Below are 17,511 nucleotides of genomic sequence, written 5' to 3'. Positions count from 1 at the left end.
GCCCAAATCGACGTGAGTGAGAGGGGGTACCTGGGAGGGTACCGGGAGGGGAATGCGCAGAGGGCGGGGCGGACGTTGGGGAATGTGACGAGCGGGCTGGAGAACGCGGGTGGCAGTCACGGAGGCCATGGTGGGCACAACTCCGGTGTCGTCGAGAACATGCCGGTGTACGGGGACTACCGTGAGCCCGCGACGGCCGGCTCGGGAGGAGCGGCGGCGGATAGCACCTACGTAGGTGGAACGGGAGGCGGCTTGCTGAAGTTGAAGGCAGGCAGCCTGAAGCTGGATGGGCGGCTGAGCGCCAGCGGCCAGAGTGGCTGGTTTGGAGGCGCGGGCGGAGGAATCCGGGTGGAGGTGGGGGCCTTTACGGGCACGGGCTCCATCGACGCGAATGGAGGCGAGGGCAACCCGTTCGGTGGTGGTGGTGGACGCGTGGCGGTGTACTACGACACGGCCACCAGCAGCTTCGACTGGAGCAAGGTGCTTGCCCGAGGTGGAAGCAACGGGGGCGTGGGCTCGGTGTACCTGAAGGGCAGTCTGCAGGAGTACGGTGACCTCGTCTTCGACCAGGCCAACTACGCCTTCAACACCGCCTTCGCGAAGTCCACTCCAGTGGAGGGCGGGACGTATGACCGCTTCGCGGTGCGCAGAAACGCCAACATCGAGGTGCAGCAGGACCTCGTCACGCCGTGGCTCCAGGTGGATGGAGGGACGCTGCTGGCACGTGGACAAGTCAGTGGCGCGATACCGGTCTTGGCCGTGCTCAATGGGGGCCAACTGTCACTCAGTCACCCGTGGGCCTTCCCGGAAGGAATCCCCGTGGAGCTTGGGAACAGCTCCAAGTTGAACATCGCGGGAGGCGCTCCGTTGAAGCTGAGCAGCCTGAAGCTGGGCAGCTCTGCGCTGGTGAAGCTGTCGGATGTGACCTTGCTCCAGGCGCCTGCGTTGGAATTGGAAGTCAGCGGCGCGGTCGAGGTGGGCTACGCGGCCCAAATCGACGTGAGTGAGAGGGGGTACCTGGGAGGGTACCGGGAGGGGAATGCGCAGAGGGCGGGGCGGACGTTGGGGAATGTGACGAGCGGGCTGGAGAACGCGGGTGGCAGTCACGGAGGCCATGGTGGGCACAACTCCGGTGTCGTCGAGAACATGCCGGTGTACGGGGACTACCGTGAGCCCGCGACGGCCGGCTCGGGAGGAGCGGCGGCGGATAGCACCTACGTAGGTGGAACGGGAGGCGGCTTGCTGAAGTTGAAGGCAGGCAGCCTGAAGCTGGATGGGCGGCTGAGCGCCAGCGGCCAGAGTGGCTGGTTTGGAGGCGCGGGCGGAGGAATCCGGGTGGAGGTGGGGGCCTTTACGGGCACGGGCTCCATCGACGCGAATGGAGGCGAGGGCAACCCGTTCGGTGGTGGTGGTGGACGCGTGGCGGTGTACTACGACACGGCCACCAGCAGCTTCGACTGGAGCAAGGTGCTTGCCCGAGGTGGAAGCAACGGGGGCGTGGGCTCGGTGTACCTGAAGGGCAGTCTGCAGGAGTACGGTGACCTCGTCTTCGACCAGGCCAACTACGCCTTCAACACCGCCTTCGCGAAGCCTACGACGCTGCTACCTTCTCCCGGAGGACAGCAGGTGTTCAGGAACCTCACGGTCACCAGAAACGCCCAGGTGTTCACCACGGACACCCTCGTCATCACTGGCACGCTGACCGTGTCGCCAGGGTCACGCCTTCAATCACAGAACTACAACCTGCCATGACCCCCCCATCGCGCGACCGGACCGCCTCGATCTCCTCCATGTCTATTCACAGAGCGCTCGCCGTGGGTGTGCTGGTTCTCGCCGTGCAGGCGACAGCGTGTCGCGACCCCGAGGTCGTGGCGCGGGTGGGGCACACCGACCTCCGGAACGAGGACCTCCAGGACTTCACATCACGCCGTGCGCCCGGTGCTGGCGAAATGAACGCCCAGCTCGACGCGCTGATCTCACGGGCCCGGCTCGCCGAGCATGCGACCGGACTCGGCCTCCGAACTCGTCCCGACATCCGCGCGAGGCTCGCCGCAGCCCAGCGAGAAGTCCTGGCACAGGCCGCGCTGGAGGAGGCGCTGCGAGGGGCGACAGACGAGACGGCCTTGCGTGAGCGTTATGCGGCCGGCCGCGACACGCTGGCGCGACGGCAGGTCCAGGTGCGCCATCTCCTGGTGCGCCTGTCACCCGGCGCGGATGACGCGGAGCGAAGGAGGGCACGGGACAGGGCCAGTCTGCTTCATGCCCGCATCACGGGCGGCGAGAGCTTCGAGGCCGTCGCTCGTGAGGCGAGCCAGGACGAGGCCTCCAGCCAGCGCGGAGGGAGCCTCGGGATTGTCCGGGAAGGACAGGTCCACCCCTCCTTCTTCGAGGCTGTCGCCGCGCTTGGCAAGGACGAGCTCAGCAAGCCCTTCGAGACACCCTTCGGTGTCCATGTGGCGCAAGCGCTTGCACCTGTGGAGTCCGTGGTGCCGTCCTTCGATGAGCTTCGTGGGGTGCTTGCCGCGCAGGCCCGGCGTGAGGCCGAGGCCCGTCTGAGCAAGGAATTGGAAGAACGCATCAAAGTGACGCGCTTCCCTGAGGCGCTGGGCTCCCAGGGGAAGTCCGCGCAGGATGCGGCTGTCAAGCGAGGGGATGAGGGATGAGGCGGGGAGTCAGAAGCATCGGGTCGGGGCCTGTTGTCCTCGCGCTCGCGGTCGCCGTGGCGTTCGCTGGCTGTCGCACGAAGTCGGAGCCCCAGGAGCCTGTGCCCCAGTCACCCGGGGCCACCTCGGGCACGGCGCGCGCGAAGCTCTCCGCCGAGGAACTCGAGCCCGCCTGCAATGGCGTGGTTCCCGAGACGGTCAACACGACCTGGCGCCTCGGAGGGCTCACCGTGGCCGGAGGCTCCTCTCGCACGGAGAGCTTTGCGGCGTCCGACGGCGTGGAGGCCCTGGTCGTCATCCAGAACGGCAATGGGCGAGGGACTGGCGAGGCGCAAGCCGCGACGGTATCGCTCAATGGCGTCCCGGTAGGAGCCATCGCCGCGGGACAGCGGTTGAACGTCTCGCGCGTCGCGCTCCAGGTGGCCAACCAGCTCACGGTCGAGGCGCAAGATGGGGGACAGGTGCGTGTCTCGGTCGCGACCCTGGGCTCTCTTCCGTGCGTGATGGCGGATACAGGCTACCTCGCCCCAGGGCACCAGCCGGCTCTGGCTGTGTTCGACTTCGAGCCGAAGGGGGAGGGGACGCTCGGCGTCCTGCTGGTGGACATGGTGGGCGCGACCGCCGATGCCCAGGTCCTCCTGAATGGGGTCAACGTGCTGGCGGGCATCGCCCCAGCGCAACGTCGTGCGTTCGCGACCGCCATTCCCCTGAATGCGACCAACCACCTGGAGGTCTCGGTGCAGGGGGGCGTGGACTCCAACGTTCGCGTCGCTGTCTTCGATGCGGACACCCTCCCTACGGAGCTCTCCATCACCGAGCCGGAGCACGGCGCCTACTTCATCGGATCTCCCGTCGTTGTCGCCGGTCGCTACGGCCGTGACGGCAAGTCGCTGACAATCAATGGCGTTCCGGCCTGGCTCGTTGGCTTCGATGGCTTCAGGTCGGACGTGCCGCTCGTGGACGGAGTGAACTCCATCACCGCCGTCATGGCGGACTCCTGTGGCAACGTCTCCCGCGTCTGTCGAGCCGTCGTGCTGGACACCCATGCTCCAACCCTCACGATCCAGGGCGTGTCCGATGGTGACGTGACGCAGGGCCCGGTCACGGTGGCATGGCAGGCCGCGAGCCCGTACGTGGTCACCACCTCCGCTACGCTCAACGGAGCTCCCTTCCAGAACAACACGACGGTATCCGCGGAGGGGGAGTACGACCTGCTGGTCACCGCCGAGGATCTGGAGGGTCGCGTGGCCATGAAGCGGGTGCGCTTCACCCTCTTGCTGAGAGCGCCACTCATCGAGGTGACGGGCGTCTCCGAAGGGGAGTTCGCGCCGGGCTGGGTGACGCCGTCCATCAAGGTCACCAGCCCCTATCTCGAGGTGCTCAACATCACCTTGAATGGCATGGGGCACGAGAACAACACACCAGTCACCCAGGAGAGGACACACACGCTCTTCGTCGTGGCCAAGGACCGGGCCGCCAACTACGGCTTCGCCACGGTGAACTTCACAATCGACTGGACCTATCCGGTGGTGGCGTTGTCGGGCGTCGTCGATGGGGCCCACGTCAAGGAGCCCGTGGTGGTGAGCTACACCGCCACCGACATCCACATGGCGCCGGAGGGAGTCGAGGCCCTGCTGGATGGCCAGCCCTATCTCGGTGGCGACACCATCGCCGCCGAAGGGCCTCACACGGTGGAGGTCCGCGCTCGCGACAAGGCCAACAACCGGACCACCTCCCGGGTGTCCTTCACCCTCGACTACACGCCTCCGGTGCTCTCGGTGGGAGGTGTTCCCGCGGCAGGCCCCGTGGCCGTGACGGTGACACCGACGTTCAGCGCGACCGACACGAACCTCGGGGTCGTGGGCGCGACGCTGAATGGCGCGCCTTTCAGCTCGGGCACCGAGGTGGTCGAGGACGGTGCCTACTTCCTGGAGGTTCGAGCGGAAGACCTCGCGGGAAACGCGACGACCTCCCTCAAACATTTCGTCATCGACCGCACGGCGCCCATCATCACCGTCTCCGGCGTCCGGGATGGCGAGCAGCGCAGGACTCCGGCGACGATCTCCTGGACCGTGGAGGACGCGCATCCCGGCACGGACAGCGCGACGCTGGATGACGCGCCGTTCACGAGCGGGAGCACCGTCGCGTCGGGGGGAACGCACCTCCTCGTCATCACGGCAACGGACAGCGTCGGAAATACCCGGGTGGAGCAACGAAGCTTCTCCATCGACGTGGGGCCTCCAAGTGTCACCATCCATGCGCCCTCGAACGGCCTGGTCACGCGCGAGGCCCAGGTGGAACTCGAGGTGGAGGTGGTGGATGGCAGTCCAGTCGACCACGTGGAGGTTGGCGGGGAGCTGCTGAGCCAGGGCGCGGATGGTCGTTGGCGGCGCACGATTTCGCTGCTCGAGGGTGTGAACCAGCTCGTGGTCCAGGTGTTGGACACGGCGGGCAACACCACCACTCGAAGCGTGTCGGTCGTCCGTGACTCCACCCCCCCGACGCTCACCCTCACGGGGCCGTCGGAGGGCGCGCGCATTGGGGCGCTCACGGTGACGGTGCATGGGTCCGTCTCGGACGCGACGCCCGTCATCCTCACCATCAACGGAGGCCCGGCGGCGCTGTCCGCGGACGGCACCTTCGAAGTGAATCGGTCCCTCGTCCAGGGCGCGAATACGCTGGAACTCCGAGCGACCGATGCGGCCAGCAATGAAGTCCGCAAGACCTTGCATGTGCGGGCCAACGCAACGCCTCCGACCCTCTCCATCAGCGAGCCCCTCGACGGCCTCGTGACAGAGGAAGCCTCCATTACGGTGCGCGGCACGGCCGTGCCCGCGGATGGCACCGACACCGTCACGGTGGTGGTGGCCGGCGTGCTGGCCACGACGACGTCCGAGGGAGGCTTCTCCCGGAAGGCGCCGCTCTCCCCCGGTGGACAGACCCTCCTGGTCGTCGCGATGGACGGCTACGGCCTTCGCTCCGAGGCCTCGGTCAGCGTCACTCGCGGCGGTGCCTCGACCGATGGAGGCCCGGCTCCGGACGCTGGAGGTGGCGTGGATGCGGGTGGGCCGCCTGGTGGGGACGCAGGCGTCCCGACCCAGGACGCGGGCCACGTGGAGCCCTCGCCTTCCCTGTCGCTCGACCAGCCATCCCCTGGCGCCGTGCTCGGAGGCCCCAGCGTGGCGGTGTCCGGTCAGGTCCGAGGAGGAACCCTCCCGCTGACCGTCACCATCAACGGAGTCAATGCCTCCGTCTCGGTGCGCAGCTTCAGCATGGCGCTCGCGCTCACGGAAGGAGACCACTCGCTCTCCATCGTCGTGACGGACGCGGAGGGGCGCACCGCAAGCACCACCCGAGACCTCGCGGTGGACCGGACCCCGCCGTACCTGACGGTGACCCGTCCCTCGACGAGTCCCGTGACGGTGAATGAGTCGCCGTACCTCATCCAGGGAGAGGTGGGCGATCTCCATCTGGCGGGAGTCTCCGTTGGTGGACAACCCGCGACCATCCTGGGCGGGACCTTCAGTGCCTCCATCGCGCTCCAGTCGGGCGAATCCCGGGTGGATGTGACGGCGATCGACGAGGCCGGGAACACGCGGACCGAGTCGCTTCGCCTGACGGTGGATGGTGCGCCACCTCGGGTGACGATGCTCCTGCCCGTTGATGGCAGCGCTTCTGATTCACCGCTGGTGCTCGTGAGGGCCCGTGTGGAGGCGTTCGCGGAGCTGGCCGAGGTGCTCATCGGCACCGGCCCCGCGTCCGAGGTGTCGCCGGGCGTCTACGAAGCGCAGCTCGCCGTCCCCCTGGGGGAGAGCACGATCCAGGTGACAGCGCGGGATGTGCAGGGACTCATCGGGCGCGGAGCCGTCACGGTGCGCTACCGGGACCCGGCCACGGAGCCCTTGGTGGTCACCGGTGTTCAGCCGGCCGCCGGGGCGGCGGAGGTCAAGCCCGACGCGTTGATCAGCGTCTCCTTCAACAAGGCGGCGACGCTCGAATCGGTGCGCGCGGGCTTCGATGTGCTGTACCAGGGGACCGCGCTCGAGGGAGGACACTCGCTCGCGCCAGGAGGGCAGACAGCGAGCTTCATCGCCCGTTCGCCCTTGCCCGAGGGAGCGGTCCTCCGGGTGCGCGTGCGGAGTGTCGCGGCCGAGGTCGGTCCCGGTCAGGCCAGCGAGTTCGTGAGCGAGCTCACCGTCCGCCGTCCGCTCACGCGGGTGCGCGGGTATGTGATGGACAGCACGTTCCAGCCACTGCCTGGGGTGCGAGTGGTGCTGGAAGGGACGGAGGACTCGGCTCGCACGAGCGCCGATGGAAACTGGTCCCTCCTCTCCTCCGTGTCCGGGCCCCGGGTGCTGCGCTTCGAGGGCGGAGCCAGCGCTGACGGCAAGCCCTTGCCCACCGTTCGTCGCCTGCTGACGGTGACGCCGGAGGCCGAGACGCTGGATGCGCCCCTCGTGTTGACCGAGGTGGACACGGGCAGCGCGACCCGGGTGGACACCTCCGCCGCGCTCCACATGGACTTCGCGAACCGCCACGGAGCCCTGGCGATTGACGGCCCGCCTGGAGCGCTGCTGTTCGAGGACGGGCAGTCCCAGGGCATGTTGACGGCCACCCGGATCGCGCCCATCGCGCTGCCCCTCAAGCTGGAGAGCAACGCGTCTCCCACGGCCGTCTGGCAGGTGGGGCCCGTGGGCGTGCGTGTCCAGAAGCCCGTGCTGCTGACGTTCCCCAACGTCACCCACCTCGAGGCCGGTCGCTATGCCGTGGTGCTGGCGCATGATCCCCGCAGCCACATGCTCGCGAGGATGGGGCTCGCCCGGGTGGCGGACGGAGGAGACTCGGTGGTGGCGGAGTCGCTCCTGGACCTCCGGTCCGTGGAACTCGTGGGCTACATGGCGCTCACCGACGAGCAGGACGCCATCGTCCGGCAGGCGCTGTCCACCCTGGATGGGCAGGGTGGCACGTCGACCGATGGTGGAGTCGAAGGCTCCCTGCCTCGCGTCCCGCTTCCGCTGGGGCCGCCGGTGCCGCTCTGGAAGCGGGCGCTGGATGCGCTGCTGCTCGGCGAGGCGCACGCCCAGGCCTTCGTGGGCCTCTTCCCGTTCCTGGACCAGCACATCCAGGCGATGGTGCCCGCCGTCGTGAGCGGCGCGCTGCGAGCCCAGCAGGACCGCCAGCTCGCTGTCGGGCCCACGCAGGAACTCTCCGAGCTGATCTCCGTGCCTCGGCAGGTGTCGTTCCCCTATTCCCTCCCGGTCTCGCTGCTGGCGTCACGAGTCGCCACGAGCGCCGCCGGAGAGCCCATCGAGGCCTTCATCTCCGCGAAGTCCGGCACGGGGGGAGTGCTGCTGCCTCCCCAGGGTGAGACGTGGAGCGCGACCACGCAGAGCGCCTCGGCTGGCGAGCTGCGTCTCGCGGGCAACGTCGAGCTCTCCCGTGGAACGACGGTCATCACCCTCGGTGGGCGGTTGGGCACCGAGCTGAGGACGTACACCCTGACGGTTCAGGCCTCGCCCGTGGGGGACGCGGGCACGAATGGCTATCGGCTCACCTTCACGCGGGACGAGCAGTCCCTTGCGAGCGGTGTGGCGGTCCAGTCCGTGGTGCGATTCCCCGACATGCGCGTCACCGTCACCGGGCCTGGGCCCACGATGAGTGGCGCCACGGGGCCGACGGGTGAGTACGGCATTCCGGTGATGGTCGCGGGAGGGGAGGCCGAGGGAATCGCCTGCGCGGACGTCCCCCTGGGCCCTCGGCCCATCCTGGGCAGGGATCCCCTGACAGGCGCCGCCGTCGTCCAGTCGATGGTCATGGCGAGCTATCCCACGTGCTCGACTCCGTTCCAGGTGACCTCCGGACGGCAGACCCGCGCGGACATCCTCGTCGACGCCCGGCTCCTCCACGGCGCCCTCCACTTCGTGGACCGCGAGGGACGCTCGCTGCGTCGCGACTGCGCGGCCGGCGGTCACAGCCAGTTCGACACGGATGGTGGCTCGTTCGCCTCCATCGCCGACGAAGACATCACCAAGACGGAGGTCCACTTCTTCAGGGCGGATGACCTGGAGCACCCCATTGCCCAGTTCACGGTGGGCGTCGCCAAGGAGCAGTGTGAGCAGCCTCAACCCGGCCAGCGGCTCGCCCAGGGACACTATGCGCGCGTGCGCGTGGGACCGACGGCGCCCTTCAAGCGAGCCATTCGAGAGCGCTGCCGGGAGCTCAATCCCGCCATCCTGGACGATTCCAGCGCCCCGCCGCCCATCAACCTGGGTGACGCGGACCGGGCGTTCTATGAGACGGAGTGTCGCGACAATCGGAACAACTTCCTCAGGCTGAGCGCCGGGGAGCCCCTGGTCGTCGTGGCCGTCAATCACGCTACGGGCCATACGGGGATGACACGCGCCAGCGTACCCCCCATCTCGAAGTGGAGTCCGGGCCCTGACGGTCGTTGCCTGCTGGATGAGCAGCAAGGCCCGTTGAAGGTGGTGGACTCGGGGCAGGAGGTCTCCCTCTCCCGCTGCTCGGTGCAGGCGCTGGGCATCGACGTGCCCGTGGCGCTCTATCCTCCGGAGATCGACGTCCGGGTATGGCGCAGCGCCGAGGCGGGAGGGGTGCGGCAGGACCAGGCCCCCACGCTGGTGCGCCACGGCGGCGCGGCCACGACGCGGGACACCTACGTTCATGTGGACACGCACTGGCGCGTCCGGACCTCGGCTCCCGAGGAGTGGCGTGCGGAAGACGGAGGGGTGCGACAGACGCCGCTGGATGCGGGCTTCCCGCCGGAGTGGTTCGACGGGGGCGTGTCCCCGTGCCGGGAGGCGTCCCGTGCCGATGGCGGCACGCCCGATGGAGGCGCGCCGTGCCTTCCCGACATGCTGAGGGATGAGGGCGTCTCCGGGCGGATCCTGGAGACCTGCTCCGAGTACGGAGAGGGCGCGAACAGCTCGGCCAAGAAGCTCCTGGCGTGCCGACGCAACCAGGACCTGGAGGATGTGCCCAAGGGCGTTCCCCCGCTCGCGGGGCGGGTGGTGCGGGTGACGAGCTCCGCGGCGGAGGAGCCCGCGGTGGCTCAGTTCGCCGTGGTTCCAGGTCGTGGCTCGGCGGCCCTGCAGGCCGCGATGCGCGTGGTGACTCCGAGCGGCCAGCGCCTGACGCTCGGCAGCCTGCCCAGCGCCAACTACTACCTGCATGTCGTGGGACATGAGGTGTTTCCGCGCGACCTCGATGGCGACGGGGCCCTGACGCCCGCGGAGCGGAACGCGAGGCCACCGGACTTCAGTGAACCGCTGGGCACGCATCCGGCGGGCCTGCCCCAGCGCGCGGTGGGACTGAAGAACGTCTACGCCAGCATGGACCCGGACGGGTTCCGGGTGCTCCGGTACGACCGGGACCGCGAGCACGAGTTCCGGGTCCTGGGGCTCACGAACCCGCATGTCACGGCGACGACTTCCACGGGGACGAGGCCGCTGGAGGGCTCGACCGCGGAGGCGGACTCCGACGACCTGGCCTACTCCTTCCTGAGCGGACTGCTGGAGCCAGAGCGGGAGGGACGCGCGCCGACGCCGGTGGGTGACTACGTCGTACGCTTTGGTGGGGATGCCTTCGGAATCGAGTGTGATGTCAGCATCAAGAGCCAGGCCATCACAGGCAGCTGCGACGGCGAGTTCATCGACGACGTCCTGAGCGCCAATGACCTGCTCTATGTGGAGCTGTACCTCAGCGGCAACGCCGAGAACGTGCTCTATCGCTTCAACCTGATGGGCTTGTCGCCGCGCACGGACCTGCTCAAGGCGGGCAGTGCCTTCACCGCGCGACGCTCGGTCGAGGTGGCCGCCAACGGAGGGGCCGTCAAGGACAGGCCGGTTTCCATCCCGGCCGCGGCCCGCTTCGCGCTGGACCCAGATGTCATCCGCAGGGGAAGGGTGAAGGTCTGCACCTCCGACACTTGTGCGGCCGGCAGCCTCGTGAAACAGGCGGACGTGGAGCTCCTTCCGAATGGCGCGTATCGCGTCCAGGAGTCGGGGGGAGGGTTGGGAGAGGACGCCCTCGAGCAGCTCTCACAGACAGGGCTCAACGGCGCCCGGCACTTCGCGCTGCCCATTCCCGCGCAGTTGGTGCCGATGCCGGGCTCGGGCGGGGAAGCCCGGCGCTTCTTCCTGGTCCAGGAGATTCTCGAGCCCGAGGTCCGTCGTCTCGTTCAAACGCTGGGGCGCCCGCGCGGCGTCTTCGAGGGGCTCAATGCCCGCGCTCCCGGCCAGCTCACCGTCCAGGGAATCAACGTGGCGGATGGACACCTGTCCTTCGAGCACGAGGACTTCTCGGTGCCGCAGCTCGCCGAGGCCGTTCGCTTCTCCCGGACCTACAACAACCAGAGCAGTCTGGTGAGCACCACGGGCGTGGGCTGGACGAACAACCTCGACGGCTTCGTGCAGGAGGAGAAGCTCGGACGCTACGCGGTGGTCGTCGCGGGCCAGTCCTACGACTTCCCGACCTGCGGCAGCGTCAGCGACGCAGAGCGCACCGCCACGGACTGCACCACGGACCGCTCGCATGGACTGACGCTGCGCATCGAGAAGCGGGCCGGGAGTGCCCTCGCGGTCGTACAGACGGCCGAGGGCGCCGTCTATGAGTTTGGGATGCGCGCTCGGGGCCACGCGCTGGAGGAGCGGCGCCGATGGCTGCTCGACCGCTACCATGACGGGCACGGGCGCGGTGATGGGTCGGGCTGGACGGTGCTGACGTACCGGGCTGGCACCAACCTGGTGGAGCGGGTGGAGCGCGCGCCAGGACGGCTCCAGCTCGTCCTCGACTACGAGCCCATCGATCTGGACGACGAGTCCATCGCGAACCGGCTGCGCAATCAGGCACGAAACCAGGGCTTCGCCCTGCTCGCCACGGTGGAGCTGCGCCTCAAGTCGGATGGCTCCGTCATCCACGCGCTGCGGCTCACGCATGACAAGCAAGGCAATCTGCTGAGCGTGGCGCGGACGTCGGCGCTGCCCGCGACCCAGGTGTGGGAGTACGACTACGCGGCGCCGCCCGAGGACCTGAGCGGGAGCAAGCTGTGGTCCGCCTCCAACGAGGTCGCGAAGGCGAAGCTGAAGCTCAGTCCTCCCGAAGGTGGAACGCCTGTCATTCAGTGGGTGGCCACCTATGGGCGGGAGGCGCAGCCAGGAATGTATGCGCACGTGAGCGCGGCGGAGGCTGTCACCTCCGTGGTTGGCACCGGCATGCCAGCGCCGGGGTGGCGCATCCAGGCGACCGACACCGTCAAGCGGACCCTCACGCGTCCGGATGGCGTCACTGTCTCGCTCGACCTCAACGAGTACGGAAACGCCAGCGCCACCACGCTTCCTGGCCTGGGACCGAGCACCGCGGCCTGGGGGAGCGATGTCCGGGGAGGACCCGTGCAGGTGGATCGCACGGTGTCTTCGACGGGACGCGCCTTGAGTCATGCGGTCAATGACCGGATGCAGGTGGATGGCGTGTCACTCAGCGCCGCGCCTCCGGAGAGCCTGCCGGTGCCTGGAGCCGGGAGCGGACGGCTCTGGTCGGTGTCCGCGCGACAGCCGACGACGGGGCGCGCCGTGGAGATGAAGCTGGCCACGGGGCACGGCGAGGCGAACGTGAGCCAGCCGCGCAACGCGGCGGGTGACTCGACGGGGTTGTCGGTTCAAGACCCGCTGCATGGCGTCGTGTTCTCGGCCCAGCAGCTCCCGGATGTGGACGGAGTGGTCCAGCAAGGCGTGGACCCCACTGGCAACACGTTGACCTTCCTCGGGCACGAAGAGCAGGCGCTGGGCCTCCCGGGCTCCGCGGAGGTCTCGCGTGTCCTGACGGGCGCTGGTGGGCTCGACAAGTACACCGTGGAGTACGAGTACGACGTCCTCGGCAATCGCATCTCCGAGCTCAACCGAGCCACGGGGGCGCGTGTGCAGTTGACATATGACGCCGTGGGCCGGCTCCTCTCCCGGACAGTCTCCGGGCGCCCACCCCAGGTGTGGACGTACAGCTACCTGCTGGGGGACGACACGCTGGTCGTCACGGAGAGCGTGGCGCTGGGGCGGTGGTCCCGCAGCCAGTCGCGGACGACGGAACTTCGTGAGGGATTGGTCCGGAACGAGCGCTACACGTATGGGGCCCAGGGCCTCCCGGCCACCATCCAGTACGACACCTACCAGGGGTCGCGGCTCCAGTCGTTCCTGGATGCGCGAGGGCAGCGGCACACCCTGACCTACGATTCCGCTGGACGACAGACGGGCGAGTCGGTGGGCGGGGTCGCGCTCTATTCGTATGTCCTGGATGGAGAAGGGAACATCACCCAGGCGACGGACAGCCGGGGGTTGGTGACCCGAGTGCTGCACGACGCGCTCGGACGCGCGGTCCGGTGGGAGTACGAGTCGAAGGGGGCGGGCGAGCCGTGTCCGGACGGATGTCGGTTCTCCGATGTGGAGACCGTGGTGCTGGATGCTGCGGGGGCGGTGGTTCAGCGGACGTTCGGCACACTGGCGAAGAAGCATGTGCTCGAGTCCACGACGGACGCGATGGGACGAGAGCTCTCCGTCAAGAGCAGCACCACGAGCCACGGTGGGGTCGACTCGAAGGCCTTCCATGACGGCGCGGGCCGGGTGACACGGCGCGTGGACGACGAGCTGGGTCTGGAGGACACGTACGAATACGACGACGTCCTGGGACGGATGACCCGGTCGGTGCGCACCGTGCAGTCCGCGAATGGTGCGCGGACGCTGACCGAGACGCGTGCCTATTCCGATACGTTGGCGGGCACGGGGACCGTGCAGGTGACGCGCGTCCTCAACGGACGGGGGCCGGGGACCACGGGGACGCGTGATGAGGTCCGGACGTATACGGTTGATACGCAGGGACGGGTGCTTGCTCTGACGGAGACCGTCGACGGCCAGCTCGCGCAGCATGCCTGGGATTACGACGCGCTCGGGCGCGAGGTCTCGTATCAGTCCCCTTCGGGGCGGATGACGACGCGCGAGTATGACACCGCGGGCAATCTGCTTGAGGTCGTCGAGCCCGGCGGTGTCACGACTCGCTTCACGCAGGATGCGCAGGGCAATGTCCTGTCACAGGTCGGGCCCCAGGAGCTGGAGTCCTGGGCGATGACGTACGACGGGCTGGGGCGGCTCCAGACGCGCACCCTGGCCTCGACCACGCTCACGGCGATGGCGCAGTGGAGCTACAGCCATCCGGGAGAAGGCGTCGAGGTGGAGAGCCTCCCGGACGGCGCCTCCATTGCTCGCACCTACAATGCGCGAGGGCTGGTGGAGCTGGAGGTCCAGACTGGGACGGGGGGCGAGCGCTCCGTCCGGACCCGGTATGACGGGACCTGGGTGAAGCGGCAGGCGGTGCTCGAAGGCGCGTCGTCACGGATTGTGGACCGAGGCGCGGAAGCGGCCATCGATGATCGCGGCCGGATTCGCAGCGAGGTGGAGACCTGGTCAGCGCCTGACCATGGCTACCAGTACACGACCACGACGAACTGGAGTGGGCGGCAGGCTGTCTCCACCGAGTCGTGGAGCATGGGTGGACAGAGTCTCGGCGGCCGGACCGTGACGGTGGTGGTGGATGGACTCGGCAATGTCATCCGGAAGACCCAGAGTGGGGCGGCGGACCAATGGGACTACTACGCCGACGGCAAGTCGATGCGGATGGTTCCCTTTGGATATGACGCCAGTGCCGCCGCGACGACGTGGACCTACGACACGAGCGGCAGGCTGAAGTCACAGCGCTTTGGTCCGGAGGAGACGAGCTACGCCTATTACGCGGATGGCTTGCTGCGCTCCGTCCAGACTCCAGACAATCGCATCCGGACGCTCAGCTACAACGCGCGTGGGCTCCTGGAGAACGAGACCTATGGGCAGGGGACGGACCTGGAGCGCACGCGGTATGCCGCGTATGACGGGGCGGGCAATGCGACGGACGTGAGGTATGCGGCGGGCACCTCGGCGGAGACGGTCTGGTCCAGGCAGTACGGCCCCCGGGGCGAGCTGGTCCAGGTGACCCAGCCGGGCAACGAACTCTTTACCTACACCTACGACGGGCTGGCGCGGCTGGAGACGGTGACGCCGCCAGCGGGCTCCGTGACAAAGCCGCAGCAGTTCACCTACGACTTCTTAGGGCGAGAGCTGTTGCGCAAGCGTGGCACGGCTGAGTGGACCACCACCTGGACGAACGGAAGCCCGGAGGAGAGCAACGAGCTGGGTGAGCGCGTCGAGCAGGTCCTGGATGGGCGTGGCAGGGTGATTCGGTCTGTCTTCAAGCCGGGCACGCCCACGCAGGACGCCTCGGGTGTGTCGCGGACCTTCAAGGACCTTGAGTCCGTGAGCTACGTGTTCAATGGCTTGGACCAGCTCTGCTCGGCGACGGAGCACCGCGCTGGCATCGACCTGGTCCGGAGCATGAGCTACGACGGGCGGGATCGCCTGGAGGCCGTCACCAGCGGCTCCGAGACAGTCGAGTACGGCTATTACGACAGCAATGCGCTGCTCTCGATTCAAGCCCCGTCCGGGACGGTGAACTACACAGTGGACGGACTCCAGCGGCTCCAGGGCGTCACGCTGGCCAACGGCACGGTCCTCGACGTTGCGTGGGAGCAGGGCGGCGCCCGGCTGATCCGGGTGGGCAACAGCGCGCTGAAGCACTCCTATTGCCATGACGGCCGAGGTCGGCTGACGTCCGTCACGCATGACGCACGGGCGGAGGGCTGCGCCTCGCCCATTGCGTCGCCCCGGCTGCGCTACAGCTACGCCTACGACGAGCGCGGCAACCGGCTCACCGAGCTGCTGGAGCGCTTCGAGTCGGGTGGCCCTGGGATGATCGAGACGACGGAGTATGGCTATGACCCGGCCGACCGACTGACCGGTGTGCGCTACCCCTCCGGCCAGTCCGTGCTCTATCGGATGCACGCGGACGGCGCCCGGTCCGGTGAGAAGCGCAGCACATCGTACACGGGGTCGCTCGGGGCTGGCGGGTTCGATGTGCTCTCAGCGCCGCAGCAGCACCTGTCGTACCACTACGACGCGAATCTGGGCTCCCTGAAGGAGAGCCGGGACCCGCTGAATGGCAACGCGGTGGTGACCCAGTACGCGGTGGATGCGGCGGGCCGGCGCGCGCGTGAGACACGCGGCAGCCTCACGCGGATGTTCCACTTCGACGCGGCGGGGCGGCTCGTCGAGGCGGAGCTGGACGACGGTGTCCAACTCCAGCAGGTGAAGTACCAGTATGACTACTCGGGGCTCCGACGTTCTCGGACGGTGGGGAGCACGACGACGCGTTACCTGTGGAGTGGAGGCTCGCTGATCGAGGAGCAGCTCCCCGGCGCGGGCGGCGCGGTGCTGTACCAGCGCGCGGCGGGCCTCGAGCTCGCAACAGGGAGCACGCGGATTCTCCAGGATGGGCTCGGAAGCGCCGTGGGGCGGCTGGAGGCCGGCGTCCTCACCACGTCGTCATTCGATGCGTGGGGTGGCTACCGAAGCGGCACGCCGCCACCGTCGACGCAGGCGAGCCTCGGGTACACGGGGCACGCGTGGGACGCCGAGGTGGGCCTCAACTATGCCCAGCAGCGCTGGTACGACTCGGCGACCGGGCAGTTCCTGTCCGAGGATCCGCTGGCAGCGGCGACCTATCTGGCCACGCCGACAGAGCTGAACCCGTGGGGCTACGCCCGGACGAACCCGCTGCGGTACGTGGACCCCACGGGCGAGACGGCGTGGCAGCGGATGCTGGGAGAGTCGCTGGAGCGTCAAGCGCAGGAGTGGCTCAAGTGGGCCAAGCCCGGGACTCCGGAGCACAAAGCCGCGATGGAGCGGTACACCGAGGGCCAGAAGTGGCTCCGGAAGGATGAGGAGAGCCGGGACTTACACACGAATGTTGGCCTGCCCATCATGATGGGAGGGAGTGGCGTCGCGATGGCGCCGGTCATTACCACAGTGGGAAGCATCCCTATTGTCGCCAAGATGATGGGGTGGGTCGGCGTCACGACGCTCGCGCTGAGCCAGACGTCGGGGCAGGTGACCGCGCCCATCGTCTACGGGCCGGCGGTCGATGCGGCGGAGTGCGCGACCCGAGAGGGGAGTGGTCCTGACCGGGTGGGTGCCTGCATTCGTACGGGCACGGAGTTGGTGACGCTGGGGATGGCGAAGGCGCCCGATGTGCGTCGCTTCACCCGCCAGCTCGGCAGCGATCTCGCCGACGACTGGCGGAATATCTCCAGGCAGGCGAGCCCCGTGGCGGTGACGCCGGAGGGCGTGCCGATCAGGTTCGACGACGACGCGGCGGACCTCGTCACCAACTCCCAACCGATGCAGATGAGCACCGGGCCCTTCCGGCGTGGGCCCAATGGCGGGCGTGGGGCGCCCGTCAAGATGGCTCCCTCCACGGTGACGGGCCAGGTGGGCTATGGCTCCACGGATCTGGCGCAGGAAGCCATCAGGATGCGAAAGACGATGGGGCTGAACAGCCGCAAGGCCAATGTGGCTGTCTTTGAGTATGAGGATGCCAACGGAGTCCTCCAGTTGACGGCGGTCCCCAACCTCCCGATGGGAAAATTCAGGGAGAAAGACTTCTGGTTCGGCGTTCACTCGGAGGAGGTCGGGCGAAGGGTGCTGGCCGACGCTGGAATCGATCCGGCGAAGGTTCGGCGTGTGTACTCCGAGCGGCAACCTTGTATGCTTCCTGGCAAGACCTGTAGCACGATGCTGGCACGTGAGTTCCCGAACGCGAAGGTAACCTACAGCTTCGATTACGGGGCCACGGTCCAGTCTCGTCACGCGGGCAACGAGGCGATGGACAAGTCGTTGAGTGACATGGGCATCAAGTAGGA

The 17,511-nt window shown here is 68.2% G+C and carries 2 protein-coding genes and 1 pseudogene; all 3 read left to right on the top strand.

Annotated features, from left to right (window positions below; all coding sequences use genetic code 11):
- A pseudogene (locus HUA75_RS21690) lies at positions 1-1,752 on the top strand (hypothetical protein); the annotation flags it as partial.
- A 38-nt stretch (positions 1,753-1,790) separates the two neighbouring features.
- On the top strand, positions 1,791-2,663 hold the full coding sequence (locus HUA75_RS21685) for a peptidylprolyl isomerase (RefSeq protein WP_174487437.1): 873 nt from the start codon (positions 1,791-1,793) through the stop codon (positions 2,661-2,663).
- A gap of 101 nt (positions 2,664-2,764) precedes the next feature.
- A complete protein-coding gene (locus tag HUA75_RS21680; RefSeq protein ID WP_174487436.1) occupies positions 2,765-17,509 on the top strand; it encodes a nucleic acid/nucleotide deaminase domain-containing protein in 14,745 nt (4,914 codons plus the stop codon).
- Positions 17,510-17,511: the final 2 nt, after the last annotated feature.

Origin of the sequence: Myxococcus sp. CA040A (assembly GCF_013336725.1) — a bacterium.
Classification (GTDB): Bacteria; Myxococcota; Myxococcia; order Myxococcales; family Myxococcaceae; genus Myxococcus; species Myxococcus llanfairpwllgwyngyllgogerychwyrndrobwllllantysiliogogogochensis.
The sequence above is the reverse complement of the archived record's forward strand: the minus strand, read 5'-3'. Positions and strand labels throughout refer to the sequence as shown.

Excerpts from the sequence above, each read along its gene's own strand:
- HUA75_RS21685 (WP_174487437.1), top strand. The coding sequence starts at position 1,791 with ATGTCTATTCACAGAGCGCTCGCCGTGGGTGTGCTGGTTCTCGCCGTG.